This is a genomic window from Nocardia sp. NPDC047038 (genome assembly GCF_040644075.1).
Classification (GTDB): Bacteria; Actinomycetota; Actinomycetes; order Mycobacteriales; family Mycobacteriaceae; genus Nocardia; species Nocardia sichangensis.
On record NZ_JBEYVQ010000001.1, the window covers coordinates 249,257 to 265,876 of the forward strand.

General features: G+C 66.4%; 14 protein-coding genes, 1 tRNA gene and 3 pseudogenes. 8 read left to right on the plus strand and 10 right to left on the minus strand.

Annotated elements, in window-relative coordinates; genetic code table 11:
* Nucleotides 1–20 precede the first annotated feature (20 nt).
* The 6 genes and pseudogenes from ABZ824_RS01260 to ABZ824_RS01285 all read left to right on the plus strand — a co-directional run bounded on the left by ABZ824_RS01260 (nt 21) and on the right by ABZ824_RS01285 (nt 5,923).
* Nucleotides 21–383, plus strand: coding sequence for a DUF190 domain-containing protein (locus ABZ824_RS01260; protein ID WP_356960968.1), 363 nt, complete (start codon nt 21–23; stop codon nt 381–383).
* Entirely contained in the window at nt 380–679 is a 300-nt protein-coding gene (locus ABZ824_RS01265) for a hypothetical protein (RefSeq protein WP_356960969.1), read from the plus strand. The genes ABZ824_RS01260 and ABZ824_RS01265 overlap by 4 nt, the downstream gene beginning before the upstream one ends.
* 47 nt (nt 680–726) lie before the next feature.
* A complete protein-coding gene (gene pgm / locus ABZ824_RS01270) occupies nt 727–2,370 on the plus strand; it encodes a phosphoglucomutase (alpha-D-glucose-1,6-bisphosphate-dependent) (RefSeq protein WP_355077830.1) in 1,644 nt (547 codons plus the stop codon).
* Nucleotides 2,360–3,547, plus strand: a pseudogene (locus tag ABZ824_RS01275) (MFS transporter); the annotation flags it as partial. The gene pgm and the pseudogene ABZ824_RS01275, both read left to right, overlap by 11 nt.
* A 919-nt stretch (nt 3,548–4,466) precedes the next feature.
* Nucleotides 4,467–5,168: a thioredoxin domain-containing protein gene (locus tag ABZ824_RS01280; RefSeq protein ID WP_356962409.1), complete on the plus strand. Its 702-nt coding sequence runs from the start codon at nt 4,467–4,469 to the stop codon at nt 5,166–5,168.
* Between the two features lie 682 nt (nt 5,169–5,850).
* Nucleotides 5,851–5,923: transfer RNA gene (locus tag ABZ824_RS01285), tRNA-Ala, on the plus strand.
* 69 nt (nt 5,924–5,992) lie between these two features.
* Here the strand turns inward: ABZ824_RS01285 and ABZ824_RS01290 are convergent.
* Together ABZ824_RS01290 and ABZ824_RS01295 are read right to left on the minus strand one after the other, a co-directional pair.
* Nucleotides 5,993–7,498 (minus strand): hypothetical protein, encoded by a 1,506-nt coding sequence (locus tag ABZ824_RS01290; protein WP_356960971.1) that lies wholly within the window; start codon nt 7,496–7,498, stop codon nt 5,993–5,995.
* Entirely contained in the window at nt 7,453–8,460 is a 1,008-nt protein-coding gene (locus ABZ824_RS01295; protein ID WP_356960973.1) for a hypothetical protein, read from the minus strand. The genes ABZ824_RS01290 and ABZ824_RS01295 overlap by 46 nt, the downstream gene beginning before the upstream one ends.
* 983 nt (nt 8,461–9,443) lie before the next feature.
* On the opposite strand from ABZ824_RS01295, the gene ABZ824_RS01300 reads away from it, so the two are divergent.
* Nucleotides 9,444–10,379 carry an HNH endonuclease signature motif containing protein gene (locus ABZ824_RS01300; RefSeq protein ID WP_356960974.1) on the plus strand — a complete coding sequence of 312 codons (936 nt, stop codon included), beginning with the start codon at nt 9,444–9,446 and terminating at the stop codon, nt 10,377–10,379.
* Between the two features lie 189 nt (nt 10,380–10,568).
* Here the strand turns inward: ABZ824_RS01300 and ABZ824_RS01305 are convergent, their stop codons facing one another.
* From ABZ824_RS01305 to ABZ824_RS01340, 8 genes and pseudogenes are all read right to left on the minus strand, one after another.
* The gene (locus ABZ824_RS01305; RefSeq protein WP_356960976.1) at nt 10,569–11,222 is read right to left on the minus strand and encodes a hypothetical protein; all 654 of its coding nucleotides are present in this window, start codon (nt 11,220–11,222) and stop codon (nt 10,569–10,571) included.
* Nucleotides 11,223–11,550: 328 nt separating this feature from the next.
* A pseudogene (locus ABZ824_RS01310) lies at nt 11,551–11,721 on the minus strand (transposase); the annotation flags it as partial.
* 58 nt (nt 11,722–11,779) lie between these two features.
* Complete coding sequence (locus tag ABZ824_RS01315) at nt 11,780–11,908, minus strand: hypothetical protein (protein WP_356962499.1); 129 nt, start codon at nt 11,906–11,908, stop codon at nt 11,780–11,782.
* Between the two features lie 98 nt (nt 11,909–12,006).
* A pseudogene (locus ABZ824_RS01320) lies at nt 12,007–12,177 on the minus strand (transposase family protein); the annotation flags it as partial.
* 502 nt (nt 12,178–12,679) lie between these two features.
* On the minus strand, nt 12,680–13,114 hold the full coding sequence (locus tag ABZ824_RS01325) for a YdeI/OmpD-associated family protein (protein WP_356960977.1): 435 nt from the start codon (nt 13,112–13,114) through the stop codon (nt 12,680–12,682).
* Nucleotides 13,115–13,155: 41 nt separating this feature from the next.
* Nucleotides 13,156–13,785: a glyoxalase gene (locus tag ABZ824_RS01330; RefSeq protein WP_356960978.1), complete on the minus strand. Its 630-nt coding sequence runs from the start codon at nt 13,783–13,785 to the stop codon at nt 13,156–13,158.
* Nucleotides 13,786–14,340: 555 nt separating this feature from the next.
* Nucleotides 14,341–14,631, minus strand: a complete 291-nt coding sequence (locus ABZ824_RS01335; protein WP_356960979.1) for a Tn3 family transposase — start codon at nt 14,629–14,631, stop codon at nt 14,341–14,343.
* An 85-nt stretch (nt 14,632–14,716) separates the two neighbouring features.
* Nucleotides 14,717–15,292, minus strand: a complete 576-nt coding sequence (locus tag ABZ824_RS01340; RefSeq protein ID WP_356960980.1) for a helix-turn-helix domain-containing protein — start codon at nt 15,290–15,292, stop codon at nt 14,717–14,719.
* 95 nt (nt 15,293–15,387) lie between these two features.
* On the opposite strand from ABZ824_RS01340, the gene ABZ824_RS01345 reads away from it, so the two are divergent.
* The gene (locus ABZ824_RS01345) at nt 15,388–16,530 is read left to right on the plus strand and encodes an FAD-dependent monooxygenase (RefSeq protein WP_356960982.1); all 1,143 of its coding nucleotides are present in this window, start codon (nt 15,388–15,390) and stop codon (nt 16,528–16,530) included.
* Nucleotides 16,531–16,620: the final 90 nt, after the last annotated feature.

Below are 16,620 nucleotides of genomic sequence, written 5' to 3' on the forward strand. Positions count from 1 at the left end.
CACGACGGAAGGGGGCAGGCATGAGTGGTTCGCAAGCGGATGCCGCCGCGGCGGGACGGTGGCGGCCCGCGGCACGGCTCACCGTGCTGCTCGACGAGGACGACAAATGGCGGCACACGCCCCTGTATCACGAGATCGTGCGCCGGGCCAGAGACAGCGGCCTGGCGGGCGCCAGCGTGTGGCGCGGCATCGAGGGATACGGCGCGTCCTCGCATGTGCACACCACCCGGATCCTGGATATCGCCGACCACCTCCCGCTGATGCTGGTGCTGGTCGATGATTCCGAACGCCTGCGCGCCTTCGTCGAGCGGAACGCCGAACTGTTCACCTCGGTCAACGTCACATTGGCACCGGTGGACCAGTGGCAGGAAGGTGAGCGATGACCAGACCCCGCGGCAAGCCCGATGCCCCGGCCGGTTCTCCCGTAGCCCTCGCGGCACCAGCGGATTTCGCCTCGCCGATGCCGCCGGGCACGTCGGCCGTTACCATTGTCGGTTCGGCGCGGCTCGGCGATCTGAGCGGCGCGCCGGCGGGTGACCGACCGCTCGCCGCCGCGGAAGCGGGCTTCCGCACCGTGCCGACCGCGTTCAGCATGGAGGGCTGCGAGTCGTTCCGGCCGGCGGCCGACATGAACGACGTGGCCGTGGGGTCGGCGGTGACCGGGCGGTCGTGGACATGATCCTGATGACGAGCCGGGCGCAGCCGATACGGAAGGGAGACCCGAGCATGGCCCACGATCGAGCCGGGCGTGCCGCACGTCCCACCGATCTGGAAGACATCGCACACCTGGTGACGGCGTACTACAGCCGTGTTCCGGATACGGACGATCCGGCCCAGCGGGTGACGTTCGGCACATCGGGACATCGCGGCTCCAGCCTGGACGGCGCCTTCAACGAGGCGCACATCCTCGCGATCACCCAGTCGATCGTGGAGTATCGCGCCACCCGCGGCATCACCGGGCCGGTCTACCTGGCCAGGGACACACACGCGCTGTCCGAGCCCGCCTGGACCACAGCGCTGGAGGTGCTCGCCGCCAACGACGTCACCGCGGTGATCGACGCGCGCGACCGCTACACCCCCACGCCGGCGCTGAGTCACGCTGTGCTGCGCCACAATCGGGGCGGCGCCAAGCATCAGGCCGACGGCATCGTGGTCACCCCGTCGCACAACCCGCCCCGCGACGGCGGCTTCAAATACAACCCGCCGCACGGGGGCCCGGCCGACAACACGGCCACCGACGCCATCGCCGCACGCGCGAACGAACTGCTGCGCGACGGGCTCACCGGGGTCAAGCGCACCACGCTGGAGCGCGCGCTGGCCACCGGCGTGGAACGCTACGACTACCTCGACCACTACATCGACGACCTGCCCAACGTGCTGAACCTGGACGCGATCCGCGGCGCGGGCATCCGCCTCGGCGCCGACCCGATGGGCGGCGCCAGCGTCGACTACTGGGAGGAGATCGGCCAGCGCTACGACCTCGAGCTCGAAGTGGTCAATCCCTTCGTGGACCCCACCTGGCGGTTCATGACGCTCGACAGCGACGGCAAGATCCGGATGGACCCGTCCTCCCGTTACGCGATGGCCTCGCTGATCGCGATCAAGGACGACTACGACATCTCCACCGGCAACGACGCCGACGCCGACCGCCACGGCATCGTCACGCCCGACGGCGGGTTGATGAATCCGAACCACTTCCTCGCGGTGGCCATCGAATACCTGGTCGCCAACCGGATGGGGTGGGACGCGCTGACCAAGATCGGCAAGACCGCGGTGACGTCGTCGATGATCGACCGGGTGGTCTCCGTGCTCGGGCGCGACGTGCACGAGGTACCCGTGGGGTTCAAGTTCTTCGTTCCCGGATTGTTCAGCGGCAGCCTGGCCTTCGGCGGCGAGGAGAGCGCGGGCGCGTCGTTCCTGCGGATGGACGGCACGGTCTGGACCACCGACAAGGACGGCATCCTGCTCGCCCTGCTCGCGGGCGAGATCGCCGCGGTCACCGGGCAGAGCCCGTCGGCGCGCTACGTCGAACTCGAACGCCGCTACGGCAGCCCCGCCTACGCGCGGATCGACGCACCGGCCACCGCGGAACAGAAAGAGCTGCTCGCGAAGTTGACTCCGGACATGATCACCACGAAGGAGGTCGCCGGGGAGCCGGTCACCGCCGTGCTCACCAGGGCGCGGGGCAACGGAGCGCCGCTGGGCGGTCTCAAGGTGACCACCGAGAACGCGTGGTTCGCCGCTCGCCCGTCCGGCACCGAGGACAAGTACAAGATCTACGCGGAATCGTTCCACGGCCCGGAGCACCTCGCCGAGGTGCAGACGGCCGCGGAGGAATTGGTGGGGCAGGCGCTGTCCGGTGACCGTTAGATCCAAGCCCCTGCCCACCGAGATCTGGGTGCTGGTCGGGGGCGCGTTCGTCATCGCCATCGGGTTCGGTCTGGTCGCCCCGGTGCTGCCGCAGTTCGCGCGCGGCTTCGGCGTCGGCGTGGCGGCCGCCTCGGCGATCGTGTCCGCGTTCGCGCTGATGCGGTTGCTGTTCGCGCCGCTCAGCGGACGGCTGGTGCAGCGGCTTGGGGAGCGCTCGGTCTATCTCGGCGGGCTGCTGATCGTCGCGGTGTCCACCGGCGCCAGCGCGTTGGCGCAGAGCTATTGGCAGCTCATGCTGTTGCGGTCGCTCGGCGGCATCGGATCGACCATGTTCACCGTGTCGTCGCTGGCGCTCGTCATCCGCATCTCCCCGCCCGAGCAGCGCGGCCGGGTCTCCGGGTTGTGGTCCACCAGCTTTCTGGTCGGCTCGGTGAGCGGGCCGCTGGTCGGTGGCGGGTTGTCCGGACTCGGGCTGCGCTGGCCGTTCGTCATCTACGCCGTCGCGTTGCTCGCCGTGAGCGTGGTGGTGTACCTGAGCTTGCGGCATTCGGAACTGGCCGCGCCGGAGCCCGTCGGCGGTGTTCGCATGATGTCCTTCCGCGAGGGGTTGGCGCGGCCGGAGTACCGGGCGGTGTTGCTGTCGAATTTCGCCAATGGGGCCGCCGTGTTCGGTGTCCGGATGGCGTTGGTGCCGCTGCTCGTCGTCGAGGTGCTGCACCAGGCGCCGGGTATGGCCGGTGTCGCGTTGACGGTGTTCGCCGCGGGGAACGTCACGGTGCTGTTCGCCTCGGGGCGACTGTCCGACCGGTGGGGGCGCAAACCGTTCGTGATCGTCGGCTCGCTGGTGTGTGCGGCGGGAACGGCGGGGCTCGGCCTGGCGACCGACCTCCCGTGGCTGCTCGCCACCTCGTTCCTGGCCGGGCTCGGGTCCGGTATGTTCACGCCGACCCAGCAGGCGGCCGTCGCCGACATCATCGGCCCCAAGGCGCGCGGCGGCCCGGTGCTCGCCGGTTTCCAGATGGCCGCCGACCTCGGCACCGTCATCGGCCCGGTCGCCGTGGGCGCCCTGGCGCAGCAGGTGTCCTACGAACTCGCGCTCGGTGTGACCGGCGCTTTGCTCGCTGTCGCCGCGCTCGTCTGGGCTGTGGTGCCCGAGCCGTTGCGGCGGGGAAGTTCGGTTCCCTCGGAGATCCCGTCCGAACGTTCCGACGGAGCGGACGACACCGAGCGGCGCGCTGCTCGTATCGAGCGTGCGCTGAACGAGGTGTCCGGCGCGCCGGTCGCCGACAGCCCGGTGCCGGCGGTGGCCGAGTCCGCCGAGCTTCCGGGTGATCGCGCAGCGGGCGTCAAAGACGCCCGTGCGGTGGCTGGTCGTCGCCGATCGACGGCGAATGGCTTCGGGACGGCTGCTGAATCCGATGTAACGGGGAGCCCTCCGTCGGTTGTGAGCGGTGATCGTCGTGGTACGGCGGCCGATACCGGACCGTCGCGGACCGCGCCGGGTACGGCGGTCGTCAACTCGGACGCAACCCCGTACCCGAGCACCCCGGGGCGACCGATGTCCCGTGGCAAACGTCCGCGGCCGGTGCGGCGAACCCGCCGCAGGCGCTGAAGCCGTCACCTGCGGCACGGCGCCTGTCGAGGCGGGACCGCTTCGCGTCGCCAGGCACTGAGAGGCGAGCGTCCGGTCGTGACATGCGGTCACCAGCGCAGTCGCGTGCAGGGCGCCCAGCTCTCACCCGCGCAGCGGCCGATGCCATCGGCGAACCCGCCACGGTCGGGACGTAGACCAAGCTCGCAGGTCGCGACGAGTGCCGCGCCGCTGAGCACCGAAGCCCGGCCGCCGGAACCATCGCTGCCGAGCCGGTACGGGGTCGGCGACGACGGTCGCATTCCATCCGCTGTCGAGCGATCGAAGTGCGAAGCTCATGCGAGGACAGAACCGAACGCGTGGCCGTGCCGTTTGCCGCTGGCCATGTCCGGCGCGCACGGGTGGTCAGCGGAGATCGGATCGGTGGCCCGGCGGCGGGGATGACGGTTCGTTGCGGCAAAGTGTCAATGTGAGCGAATCGCGTTCGAAGTACACACCCCGGCCGATGTCCAGTGCGACCACCTATGCGCTCGGTGCGGTCGCTCTCGTATTGATCGTGGTGATCGTCATCGCGGCGATCCGCTGGGGGCGAGACGACGCGGCCGTCCGCAACGACGGCTACGGTTCGGTGCGGAACGAGGCGGTGCACTCGGTGCTCGAGCAGAACGGTTCGATCCTGCTCGGCCGCCCGGACGCGAAGAAGACCATCGACATTTTCGAGGACCCGCTGTGCCCCGGCTGCGGCAGCTTGGAGCGCATCTACGGTCAAGAGATCGCGCAGAAGATCGATGAGGGCGCGCTGGCGGTCCGCTATCGCCTGGTGAACTTCCTCGACGCCCGCTCGCGGAGCAAGGACTACTCCACCCGCGCCGTCGCCGCGAACCAGTGTGTGGCCGAGGCGGGTTCGGGCCCGCTCTACTCCAAGTTCCACACCGAACTGTTCACTACCAAGCGCCCCAGCGAAGGCGGCGCCGACCTGAGCAACGAGGAACTCGCCGCTATTGCGGGCGACGCCGGGGCCGCCGAGTCCGTGCGGCAATGCATCGCCACCGGCGCCAAGGTCGAGTCCGCCCGCAGCAGCGCCATGGCACAGACGGCGGCGCTCGGCGCGGCACTGGGCGGCTCCGCGGCCACACCCGCGGTCTTCGACGGCACGACCAAGGTCGACACCAACGACGAGAACTGGGTGGTCTCGCTCACCCGTTGAGCAGCGGACGCCTGCGCTGTTCCCGGGAGAGCGGGCTCCGGTGATTTCCCATGAAGCGCCGATCCGCAACGGACTCGGCAAGGCGAAGCGGTCTCGCGGCGAACGGAAGGGCCGGAACGCCGACTCCACCAAATCGACGCCCCGGCCCACTCGACGGCGCGACCCGACATCCCCAGCCCCCGAGATCGCCATCGCCGAGCTTTCAGTTGGCCTGGGGCCGGGCAACGGCTCCACCTGCCGCCACCCGGCCCGCGCACTCGACAGCGCGATCCGGCCCCCTGTCCTGGACCGCGCCTCGAGATGTCTCCATGTCCAGTGACGAGACCGGCTGTACCGCTGGCTGTTTCGGCATTCGTCCCGACCCGCGAACGTGCCGACCGATCGGCACATCCCTGTCCGGCACTGCAACCGCCCGCACCCTCACGTACATCCGACTCGCACCAGACGACCGCTGGACACTCGGGAACGAACAAACCAGCAACCCCATCTGCTCTGCCCAACCCGAGCGTCCAACCGCCTACCTCCCCACACCCCGCACGATCGAAATCACTTCGAACACATGTTCGATACTAACCTCAACCGCCGCCTCCTGTCACCCCCGAATCGAGGCGATTTGGTTGCCGACACACCGTTGGTGTAACTTCATTCAAGCGCGGCGGGGACACCCGGAGCGCGACAACCAGGGGCTATGGCGCAGCTGGTAGCGCACCACACTGGCAGTGTGGGGGTCAGGGGTTCGAGTCCCCTTAGCTCCACAGAAATAGCAGGTCAGGCCCGGTCTGAGACCGGGCCTGACCTGCGTGTCGGCTGTTGCCTCCGTCTCGCTAGTCGAGGAAGTAGGCGTCGACCTTTTCATCGGAATCCAGGATCTCGTCCGAAGCCACGCCGAGCTCCATCGCTAGCTCGACTGATCCGACGAGCGCGACCTGCGCGTCAGGCGAGAAGGCTCGTTGGAGCAGCCCGAGATAGGCCGACATGCTCTGGTCCAGCTTTTCCAGTATGGCCTGGTATTCCGCGGCGAGTTGCTCGTCGAGCGTGCGCTGCTCGTCGAGGTAACGCTGGATCAGCGCCGCCTCTCGCTTCGTCAACGACGATGCGACGGCTTTGTACATCACAGTGCCGACCGTGGTGCCGATGACGGCGCCGAGGACCGGGATGGGGATGGTCGCCTGGCCGACGCAAGAGGCCAGCGCGCGTACTGCGGCCTGCAAGGCGATGAGCTCGGAATTCTCGATGAACTCTAGTTCGTCGATCTGGCCCCGGTGCAGCTTGTTCGCTTGTTCTGCGATGCTGAAAGATGTGGTGACGATCGAGCTGGCCACGGCTGCGGAGGTCGCGGTGAAATTTGTGAGCGCGTAGATGCTCAGTCCTCGGACGCCGCCCTTGCCGAAACCTGAGCCGGTCTCGCCTGCGAGGTCGATCCAGTCACGCTCGCTGAACTCACTGAGCCGCTTGCCTTCCCGACGCTTGGCGATGACGGCTAGTACGAACGCGGTCGCGCCCGCAGCCGCGGCGGCGGTGAGTGCGGCGGTGCCTCCTTCTCGCAACGTCGGACCGCTGCGCTGGTAGGCATCGTCGCGCAGGGACTGGTCTGTGGCGTGGAGCGAGCCCTTTTCGGCGGCCATGGTCGAGGTGTAGACATCGCGCTGCACTTCGTTGTACTCGAGCGCCGAGGGCTCGAGCGATTCGAAGCCGACCGATCTGTCTTGAAAGAACGCCTGGACCCGCTGCCAATCTCTGAGGGAGGGTCCGTCGCCGCTGCGTGACAGTAGCTTGCTCGCTTCCTCGGGCGACAAGACATACAGCCGCTGGATCACCGCGAAGTGATCACGGGGGATCTGGTATTTCCCACCGTTGCGCACGTATTCGGGATACTTCTGGAGGTGCTCGATGATCGCGCCCAGTGAGAAGCGGCCACCCGCTGCGACGAATTTCTGCTGGATCTGGACACTTCCGCGCATCAGGTCGACGGGCCCGTTGTCGTTGACCCACTGGTAGTCGGCCTCGTGGCCGAGGATCTGCTTTCGGGCGTTGCCGATCCCGACCTCGGCGATCTCGGCGATGAAGCCGTGCATGCCATGCTGTCCGCCGCGGTTGGCGGCGACCACCTCGAGGTCGATCTTCTTGATGGCTTCATCGACGCTGGTGAGCGCGTCCCGAAGGTGCTCGTCCTGCTGGCTGAGCGCGCTCAGAAGGTTGTCTATGCGGAGCTGGTTGAGGTAGCTCACCCAGGAAGCAACGGCCTGCTCTTGGGTGCCCGTGACGAACTCGGCAGCGTCACTCACTATCGGGCATCCTGTTCGATGCGCATGCTCAGCATGGTCGCGCACGACTTCGTGTTGTTCACCAACGTAGCGAGTGTCGACCGCTCGGCAGGAGCGAGCGCGTGGAAATCGGCGCGGAAGTGCACCAAGGCTTCGCCGTAACTCTTCACCAGCCCTTCGCGCAGCAAGGTCGTCCGCTGGAGGAGGTCGTCGATCTGAGCATCCATGCCTTCGAGGAGGGCGGTGTTGTGCTTTATCGCAGTCAGCGCTTCGTGCTTCGCCTCTCGATTCTCGAACTTCTTCTTCGCGAACAGGGCGATCGACGCGAGTAGGGTTGCGCCCGCGATTGTCCAGCCGATCGGGCCGGCAAGCGCGAGCAGTGTGGTGCCTGCCGCGGTGCCGCCGCCACCGGCGGCCAGCGCGCCGCCACCGAGCCATGCCGGTGCTGCCTGGCTGGCTGCCGCCCCGGAAAGGGTCGAGATCGCGGTGCCGGTCGACGCTGTCCCGAAGGTGGTGGCGACCCACATCGCCGCCGACGGTGCCAGGCCCGCTACCGCGGTGCCCGCCGCGAACCCGGCGCCTGCGCCTGCAGCCGACAACCGCGCCGCTTCCAGCTCTTTGCGAGCGAAATCCTCCGCGCTCGAGAACCGTGTCCGATGTATCTCGATCTCGTCGAAGTCGGTCTCGAATGATTTCGGGGTGTTGGCGATGCTGTTCACCAACTGCTCGACCAGCTCGATCAGGTCGGTCGAACGTTCGCGCTGACGCAACAGAGACAGGCCCCTGTCGGCCATCGCCGTGAAGACGCCGTTGTATTCCGCTACGGCCACTTCGTAAGGGTCCGGCCCTTTCGCAGTCAGCTTCTCGACCCTGCCCCTGGCAGCGTCCTTGACGTTGCCGACCTGCCCGGCGAACTGCGATGAAGCGGTTCGCGCCGCCTTGCCGATACCGTCGACGGTCCTGCCGATGCCCTCCTTGGCGTTGCCTACGTTGAGCTTGGCGCTGCTTACGTCGAGCTGTCCCACCATCGCACCCCTCCAACACCATTACGGCTCAACAACATAACGGAGAATATCGACCACACGTGACAGATTGGACGGGATGCACACTCCGATCCCCCAGGGCGGCGCCCCCGGGTTGACTCACCGAGTGCCTTTGCGGTCCGCTCCACGGCTCGCCCTCGCAGGGCCAGCCCAGCCGGGCATTCCCTACGAACGAATCGAGATACCCACCGCCGCAACAACAGAACCGCGACCCACAAGCCCGGCCCCTGAGCTGTCGATACTTTCAGCAGCGAACCGAGCCACATCAACCGTCGGGCAGGCTCTGTGCTCCGCAGACAGGGCTGAGGATCGCGGAGGCGAGGGTGTTGACGCTGTCGAGTTCGGCGGCACCGGCACGGGCGTCCTCGCTGTCCAGCCTGAACCGTCCGGAAGCAGTGCCGACGCTCGCGTCTAGCGAGAAGCTGGACTCGCTCCCGGGAGGCCGTCGCGAGAGTTCTGCCGACCAGGAAACTCCGGCCGCAGGTTCGTGACCCCAGGAATCGAACCCGCAACACCCCACCTGTGGTTTTGCAGCCAGCGGCGGCCTCGCGCGGGAGTGTGTTTCCCCGGAACGTGCTGACCTGCGGCAATCATTGTCGCAGGTTGGTGCCCTCGGCAGGACACGCACAACATGGGCAACTGTAAAACGCCTGGTCATCGCGGGGACGTACGCAGTCTGAGGATTGCGGTTCGTTCCTATGGATTGGTTCCGGTTCCCATGTTCGATGTGACCAGGGCGGGGCGTGTCGAACATGGGAACGGGGATGACCTGCGGTTTTCGGGCGGGCGGCTGGTGATCGAAGCGGATTACCAGCTGTAGGTGGGCTGTTCGCTGCCTTGTGGGCCAGCAATCGAGCAGCCGATTTCGGGCATGCCTGATTCGCAATGTCCGTCGCTACGACGAGAAGCGCGTCGGCGACGTAGTGATCACGTCCGGTCTTGTCGTGCCGTCGTGTCACAGTGTGGATATGAAGGTGATCGACGCATCGGGTCGACTGCTCGATGCCGAGTATTCGGTGGAACCCGACGGTGGTCGGCTGGCATTGATCCTGGAGAGTTCCAGCGGCCGCGGCAAGGGGCAGCCGAGACGAAACGGCGAGTATGGACCAGCACTCCAGTTGCTGCTCGATAGGCTCAAACAGCAAGGGGCGGTGCTGTTCTCGGCTCTGGTGGATTCCCAGAACACCCTGTCGTTGCCAGCGGCGGCCCGTCGCCTGATCTACAGTCCTGTCGAGTTGGCCGGTGTGGCTGATATACCCGCTTTCTGCAAGATGCTGCGCGAAGCCCAGCGGCCGATCGGGCAGAAGTCGCCAGCAACGAAGCGCGGCAACAACGTCAAGCGCATGCGACTGCTCTTGAGCGTGCCCGGCTACGGCCCTCAGGACCACGATCTCCTCGCAACGGATCTCGCGACGGCCGACGAGATGCCCGCCGAGGAAGCCATCCAGCTCGTCGACGCCATGATCGCCACCGATCCGGCGGCGGACAGTGGCACTGCCTATCGGCGCTGCCTCGAACTGGTCGAACGCCGCGCGGCAGGCACTCCGGGTGGGCGGCATGCAGTGACAACGTCGAGACCGGTTCGGCTCCAGGCCGCCCGTCGAGCGGTGCTGATCCGTAGTGGCGGCAGATGTGAGAATCCCGACTGCGGCCAGGTAGCTCCGGACGTCACAGACAGGGGACTGCCTGTCCTCGATGTCGACCATGTGGAGGACATCGCGAAGGGAGGCCGCGATCACCCCGAGCAGATGATCGCGCTCTGCCCCAACTGTCATGCCGTCAAGACACGCGGCAAGACGCGCCACGTCATGTACCCGAAGCTGCTCGCGGCAGCCGCGCGGCGCCACAATGATCAGACCGCGACGGCAGGGGATGACCACGAGACCTCGTCCCAGGTCGCCTGAAGGACTATCTCGGCCGCCAATCGGTAGGTCTGTCGCGGTGGGCGGCGCGCCACATGGTCGCGAACCGACCATCTGTCAGCGGCCAGCACGAATTGGTTCTGGCGCACTTTCGGTGATCGCTGTGGTTGATGCCGCTTTGCCCAACGCCGACACGTGAATCCCGAACCTGCACGGCATCGCTGGGAGGGCTCACCGATGATTCGTGTGGTCGCCGAACGCGGTCAGAAATTGTTCATCGACGCAGTTGTCCCAGTCGTCGAGCGACCACCAGCCCCAGGGTGCTTCGGGCTCCGTTACCAACCTTGTCGGCCGACCGGTCGCCATGTGTTCGATCCGCTCGGCGGCCGCTACTGGTCGACCCTTCCAAGTCAGCTCCACTCCACTGAGTTGGGGCTCCGCGTCGGCAAGTGCGTCGATCAACCGGCTCGGCAACTTTGTGGTGGATCGCCAGTCGTCCAGCCACTCCTCGCTGGGGAGCCCCCAGTATGCGATTTCGGGAGTACTGGGGGTTTCGCGTGAGGCGGTGGTGTCGTCGGCGAACCACGATTTGCGCTCGTTCTGTCCATACCGCCAACCGGCGATCGGAGCCTGCCACCAACCATGGCTCACCTGCCACTTCAAATCCGTCAGCGCGTCGGGGATCCGGTCCTCTGCGCTGGGAAGCAGCCGGACGCGAATGCTGTCGTAGCCGAATCGGCACCAGCGCGGCTGCCCGAGATCCTCGGTCGCAGTCCGATGAGTGCGGTGCTCGATAACATCAGGGTCGTCGCTGCCGTCTTCGCCGTGGCGCACCCATGCGGAGTCCAGCTGCTCCCCGAATGACTCCCATACCAAGTCCAGCACGCGCGTTCCAGTCCAGCGTGTACCGAGCTGGAGGTCCAACAGCGACCCCGTTCGGCAGTGCCAGAAAGGAATGTTGTAGGTCCCTCTCCGCCATGTAGCGGCATCAAGGATGTCCTCCGCGGTAACCACAGTGCCCGACTGTTGGTCGACGCGGACGAACACGGTCGCGATATTGGCCACGACGCAGTGTGACGTGCAGGATCGGCCAGCGCAATTTCTTTGCGGTCAGAATCTCGGCACGGGCCGAGTACGTCCCGAGTCGTCACCGAAGCCTTCAGCAGATCGAATTGGAAGTGTTGCTCTGCCGAACGTTTGGTAATCGGCGTGGTCAATCGGCGAGCAGGACGCGGCGACGGAGCAGGTCGAAGTTGGCGCGACCGTACATGGTTCTTTTGATCATTTTGATGCGGTTGACGTGGCCTTCGACGGCGCCGCTGCTGTGTTCGGGGGTGAGGCCGTTGCGGACCGCGTCGTAGTCCTTGAGCAGTCCCTCGGCGAAACCCGCGATCGCCGGGGATAGATGCGGGTTGGGCGATCCAGGTGTCGAGGTGCCGACCTTATCGGTGGCGGGTCATGCCGGCGAAGTCGCTGACGAGCTGGTCGACCTGACGCAGGGTGGCGCAGCGGTCGAGAACACGGCGTAGTTCGGTCTTGTCCTCGTCGGTGAGCTTGTCGTCCGGACGCATGATCCAGCCGGTGACCTGCCGCCACCGAGAGCAAAGCCGATCCCGGTCAACAGCCTGGTCAGCATCGAGCTGCGGCGCTGATAGCGTTCGGTCAGGCCGGGGACCTGTTCGGCGAAAATCCTGCGCAAGCATTCCGGGTTGGTGCATCGGAACCGGCGGACCTGCAGTCGGATCTCCACGGCGCGACCGCCCACGGCATGGTCGGTCAGCCGCCGCCGATAGCGACTATGAACCCGCATCGAGGCCACATCACACAGCGGGCAGACCGCTATCGGCGAGGCTGCGGCCACCTCGAACCGAACCGTCATCCGCGACGCGGTCACACCGCTGACGCGGACCTGCGACCAAATGGGGAACAGCAACCGAAGCAGAGCATCTGCGGCACCATCGACAACCACGGACAGGATCTATAGCCCAATCCATTGTTCCCCAACACTATCGGTGAGCCCAAGATCATCGAAAGTGCGCCAGAGCCCACGAATTCCCAAGGACGGCCAGTACGGTCAAGCGGCTCCCCGCCCGCGGCCGGATAACTGCGTTAGTAATGAATTAGCGAACAGTGCGCCTGTGGATCGGCGACCCTGCCTTGGTTCCCGAGCCTGGCATCCGAGGGGCGCGTGAGCAGGCGGAGACGCGCGCGTCGCGGTATTTCAGTGTGTTCGGATCGGTGCGGGTGTTGGGTGCCGTCGGATCGGAAGCGGATTCAGTTACTGGCACTGGTGGCGTTCCTCTGAACCGTGTAGCCAGTCGGCGGAGTATCGCTACCGAATTTCAGCCCTGCAAGGTGGCGATGGCCTTCTCGATGCGCCGTTGACGCGTCTCGGGTTTCTTCGCGCTCTCGATGGCGTGCACGTGCTCGCGCTTGCGGCTGTAGGCAAGGTCGTCGTACGCGGCGCGGGCGACGGGGTCGGCGTCCAGAGCTTCGGCGAAGTCCGGTGGTTCGACGACGACACGAGGCTCGGTGTCGAGTTCGACCTCGACCTCGATTTCCTCGCCGATCTCGACACCCGCGGCCTGCCGGTTGGCGTTGCTGAGGCCGAGCAGGTAGCGGCCGCGCATGAGGGCGACCCGGCTCTTCCAGGAATGCCCGTTGATCGTGATCGTCACTGGTGGCCGTGCGCCCTCGCCGAGCGCGGCTACCACCTCGGGCGGAACTTCCAGACCACGCATGGGCTCGGGCGGTTCGACGTGGGTCCGGAACTTCATGAGCCTTCTCCTGTTGTTCTGCCGATGGTCAACTTGTGGGCTCAGGCCGTGGCTTCCCACATGAACCCGTCCGGGTCGGTGAACGAACCAATGCCGCTGTCCATCACGATGCGGTGCGATCCGCTGCCTTCCGGCGACATCCCGGCGTCCTTGGCGGCGGCCTTGCGCGGATACATCGCCAGGGTCACCGGCGAACCCGGGTTGGCGAACTCGGCGTACTTGCCGCCGAGACTCTTCGCGACCGTGAACCCGCGATCGACGTAGAACTGCTTGCTGGCCTTGACATCTGCCACGCCGAGCAGCAATACGAGGTTGTCGATCTCGCGAGTGAACGGTCCGACGTCCTTCTTGTTGGAGGTGTCGACCTTCCAGATCGTGCCTTCGGGTGCTTGCAGGACCGCGCCGTATCCCCAGAGGCTCTTCTTGGCCGGTTTGACGATGGTGAACCCGGCTGTGAGGGCGGTGATGACGAGGCTGTCGACCGCGGAGGGCTGGGAGACGACCAGCGACAGCAGGAATCCGCGGAATCCGGTGCTGGGTGTCTGCGAGGCGCGGAACCCGATCCGGTCACCGAGCCCGAAGGCGGACTCGTAGATCGCGGCGGCGGCTCGGGGGTCGGCCACTTCGAGTTCGATGGTGATGTCGGTGCTGGTCTTCGTGGTGATTTCCATGTCCATAACGATAGGAAGCGGCCACCCCGGTGCCATCCGTGCCGACCACGGAACCCACCACGGAGAATCCAGTAGGTGGTTCGTTGGTGGACCGCGGCGGCCCTGTCCCCATGACCGAGCAGAAGACGTTCGGGGTGTGCGCATGGAAATGACGTCGCTGTGGGAATCGGATCTGCGAGGCCGCGATCTCACGGGTGCCGTGCTGACCCATACGTAGATCGCAAGCGCTCGCGTGAACGCTGCCACCAGAGCAGTCGACGGAGATCGCGATCTACCCTGGCCCAGGTCGTGCGCGGTCCTCGGCTACTGCTCAATTGGAATGACTATATCCGCAGCCTGGAAGGGAACTGCCCGAGCGGTGTTCAACCCAGCCGCGAATCGTTAGCTGAGAAAACCGTTTACGGACAGATGCTCCTCCGGTAACTGGCCGCCAGTGGGGAGTTTTAACTGGCCCCTTAACTCTATCTCGCTAACGGCTCCTCTCTGTGTCAAGCCTCGATGAGCAGAGAGGTACCGTTAGATCCACAGTCCCTCTCGAACTTCGACCGGGCTGTGTCAGGCAGCGAGGCCGAGGGTGGTGAAGTCGACCTCGGTGAGCGCTGGGTCGAATGGGTCGGGTTGGTGGGTGAGTTCGTCGGTGGCGTAGGCGCCGAAGCGACTGATGTGGGCACGCACGTACGGCGACAGGGCGGCGAGCTGGTCGGCGGTGAAGGCCCAGCCCTCGGCGACCAGCTCGCGGACAACGTCCATGATGTCCAGGGCCTTGTGGAAGATGACCAGATCGGCCAGCAGGGTGTTGAACTTGATCAGCTTCTCCTGCTCTTCGGAGTCGTTGTCGGCGAGCACGCCGTTATTGCATCGGCTGCCGACCCGTAGTCGGGGAGGCTTTCGGTGGTTTTGGGGACATGATGAGACATTCGTGAGGCAGGGTTCAGGGGTGCGTCGCACCCCTGATGCCGTCCAGTAGCAGATCGACGACGCGCCCCACTGCGACGGTGCGGTCTTCGGTGGGCCGTGTGTAGATCTGCACGGTCATCAGCCGGGCGATATCGGCGGTGTCGACGTCGGAGCGGAGTGTGCCGTCGTCGTGGGCTCGCGTCACGAGTCGAGCGATGGAGTCGGTGACCGTCGCGCGCACCCGAGTCGATACGGGATCGGCCTGTATGCGCGTGTGCAGGGCGGGTTCCACCGAGGAGGCGAACGCGCCGACGTCGGCGAGGGCGCATTCGCGCAGGAAACGGCCCAGCGCCGACCAGGCGTCGCGCTCCTCGCGGGCCGCTGCGGCGCAACGATCGGCGAGATCGGTCAGGTAGGCGTGCGCGGCGGCGGAGATGAGTGCGTCGCGGTCGGGGAAGCGGCGGTAGAGCGTGCCGACGCCGACACCGGCATGGTCGGCGACCTCTTTCATCGACACGTCAATACCCTTGTCGCGGAACAGGATCAACGCCGCCGCGACGATCTGGTCGCGGTTGCTGCGGGCATCGGCCCGCAAGGTCTCGGCCGCCATGCGCGCCTCCCGGTGATAACTGGACGAATATCTTCCGCTTATGCTACCTTCTGGAAGTGGACGAAAATCGTCCAGTTATTCGAAGGGTGTGCGACATGAACAAGAAGGTGCTGATCTCCGGCGCAGGCGTCGGCGGCGCGACGGCTGCATACTGGCTGGCCCACAAGGGATTCGACGTGACGGTTGTCGAGCGGGCCGCAACGGAGCGCTCCAGTGGCAATCCCGTCGACGTGAAGGGGCCGGCGGTCGAGGTGGTCGAGAAGATGGGCGTGATGCCACGGCTGCGGGAGGTCGCCTCCGCGGTGGACCGGATGACGTTCGTCGATGCGGCAGGCCGGCGGGTGGCCGGTGTTCCGCTGCGCATGTTCCAGGGCGGCGCCGGCGAGCGGGAGGTCGAGGTGCCGCGCGCCGACCTCGCCTCGATCCTGCTCGACGCCGCCCGCGACCGCGTCGAATTCCTCTGGGGCGACACGATCACCGACCTGTCCCAGGATGCGGGTGGCGTCGATGTCGGCTTCGCTGCCGCTCCACCCGCACGGTTCGATGCGGTGATCGGCGCCGACGGTCTGCACTCGGCCGTGCGGCGGCTGGCCTTCGGGCCGGAACAGCAGTTCGTGCGCCATGCCGGAATGTATGTGGCGACGCTGCCGATCGGCGTACCGTTCGGTGACGACACCGAAGTCATCATCTACAACACACCCGGCCGGGCGGTCTCGATACACCCGACCAAGGGACATGCGATCGCGACGTTCATGTTCCGCGCTGACGCGGTGCCCGGCTACGACCACCGCGACCTGGCTCAGCACAAGAACCTCGTCGCCGAAGCATTCCCCGACGCCTCATGGCGACTGCCGGAACTGCTGGACCAGGTACACACCGCCGAGGATCTGTACTTCGACTCCGTGAGCCGGGTCCGGGCGCCGCACTGGTCCACCGGGCGCATCGGACTGGTCGGGGATGCGGCCGCCGCGGTGTCGTTGTTCGGCGACGGCTCGACCCTGGCCATCGCCGGCGCCTACCGGCTCGCCGAGGAATTGAGCCAATCACCGACCGACATAGCCGACGCGCTGGGCCGCTACGAAACCGGCCACCGACCCCTGGTCGATTCCAAACAACAGGGATTCCGCGCCGCACGCGCCATGCTGCTACCCGGCACCCGGACCGGCATCGCGTTGCGCAACACCGCCGCCCGGCTCGCACCCGCACTCGCCGGGATCAGGCGAACGCGTACCGCGTAATTCCAGGCCCGCCGCGAGAAACCAGCGAGAATACTAGTGCCGTGTCCGGGAAGGTTGACGCTGTAACCCGCGGCCCGGGGTGGCGGGTTG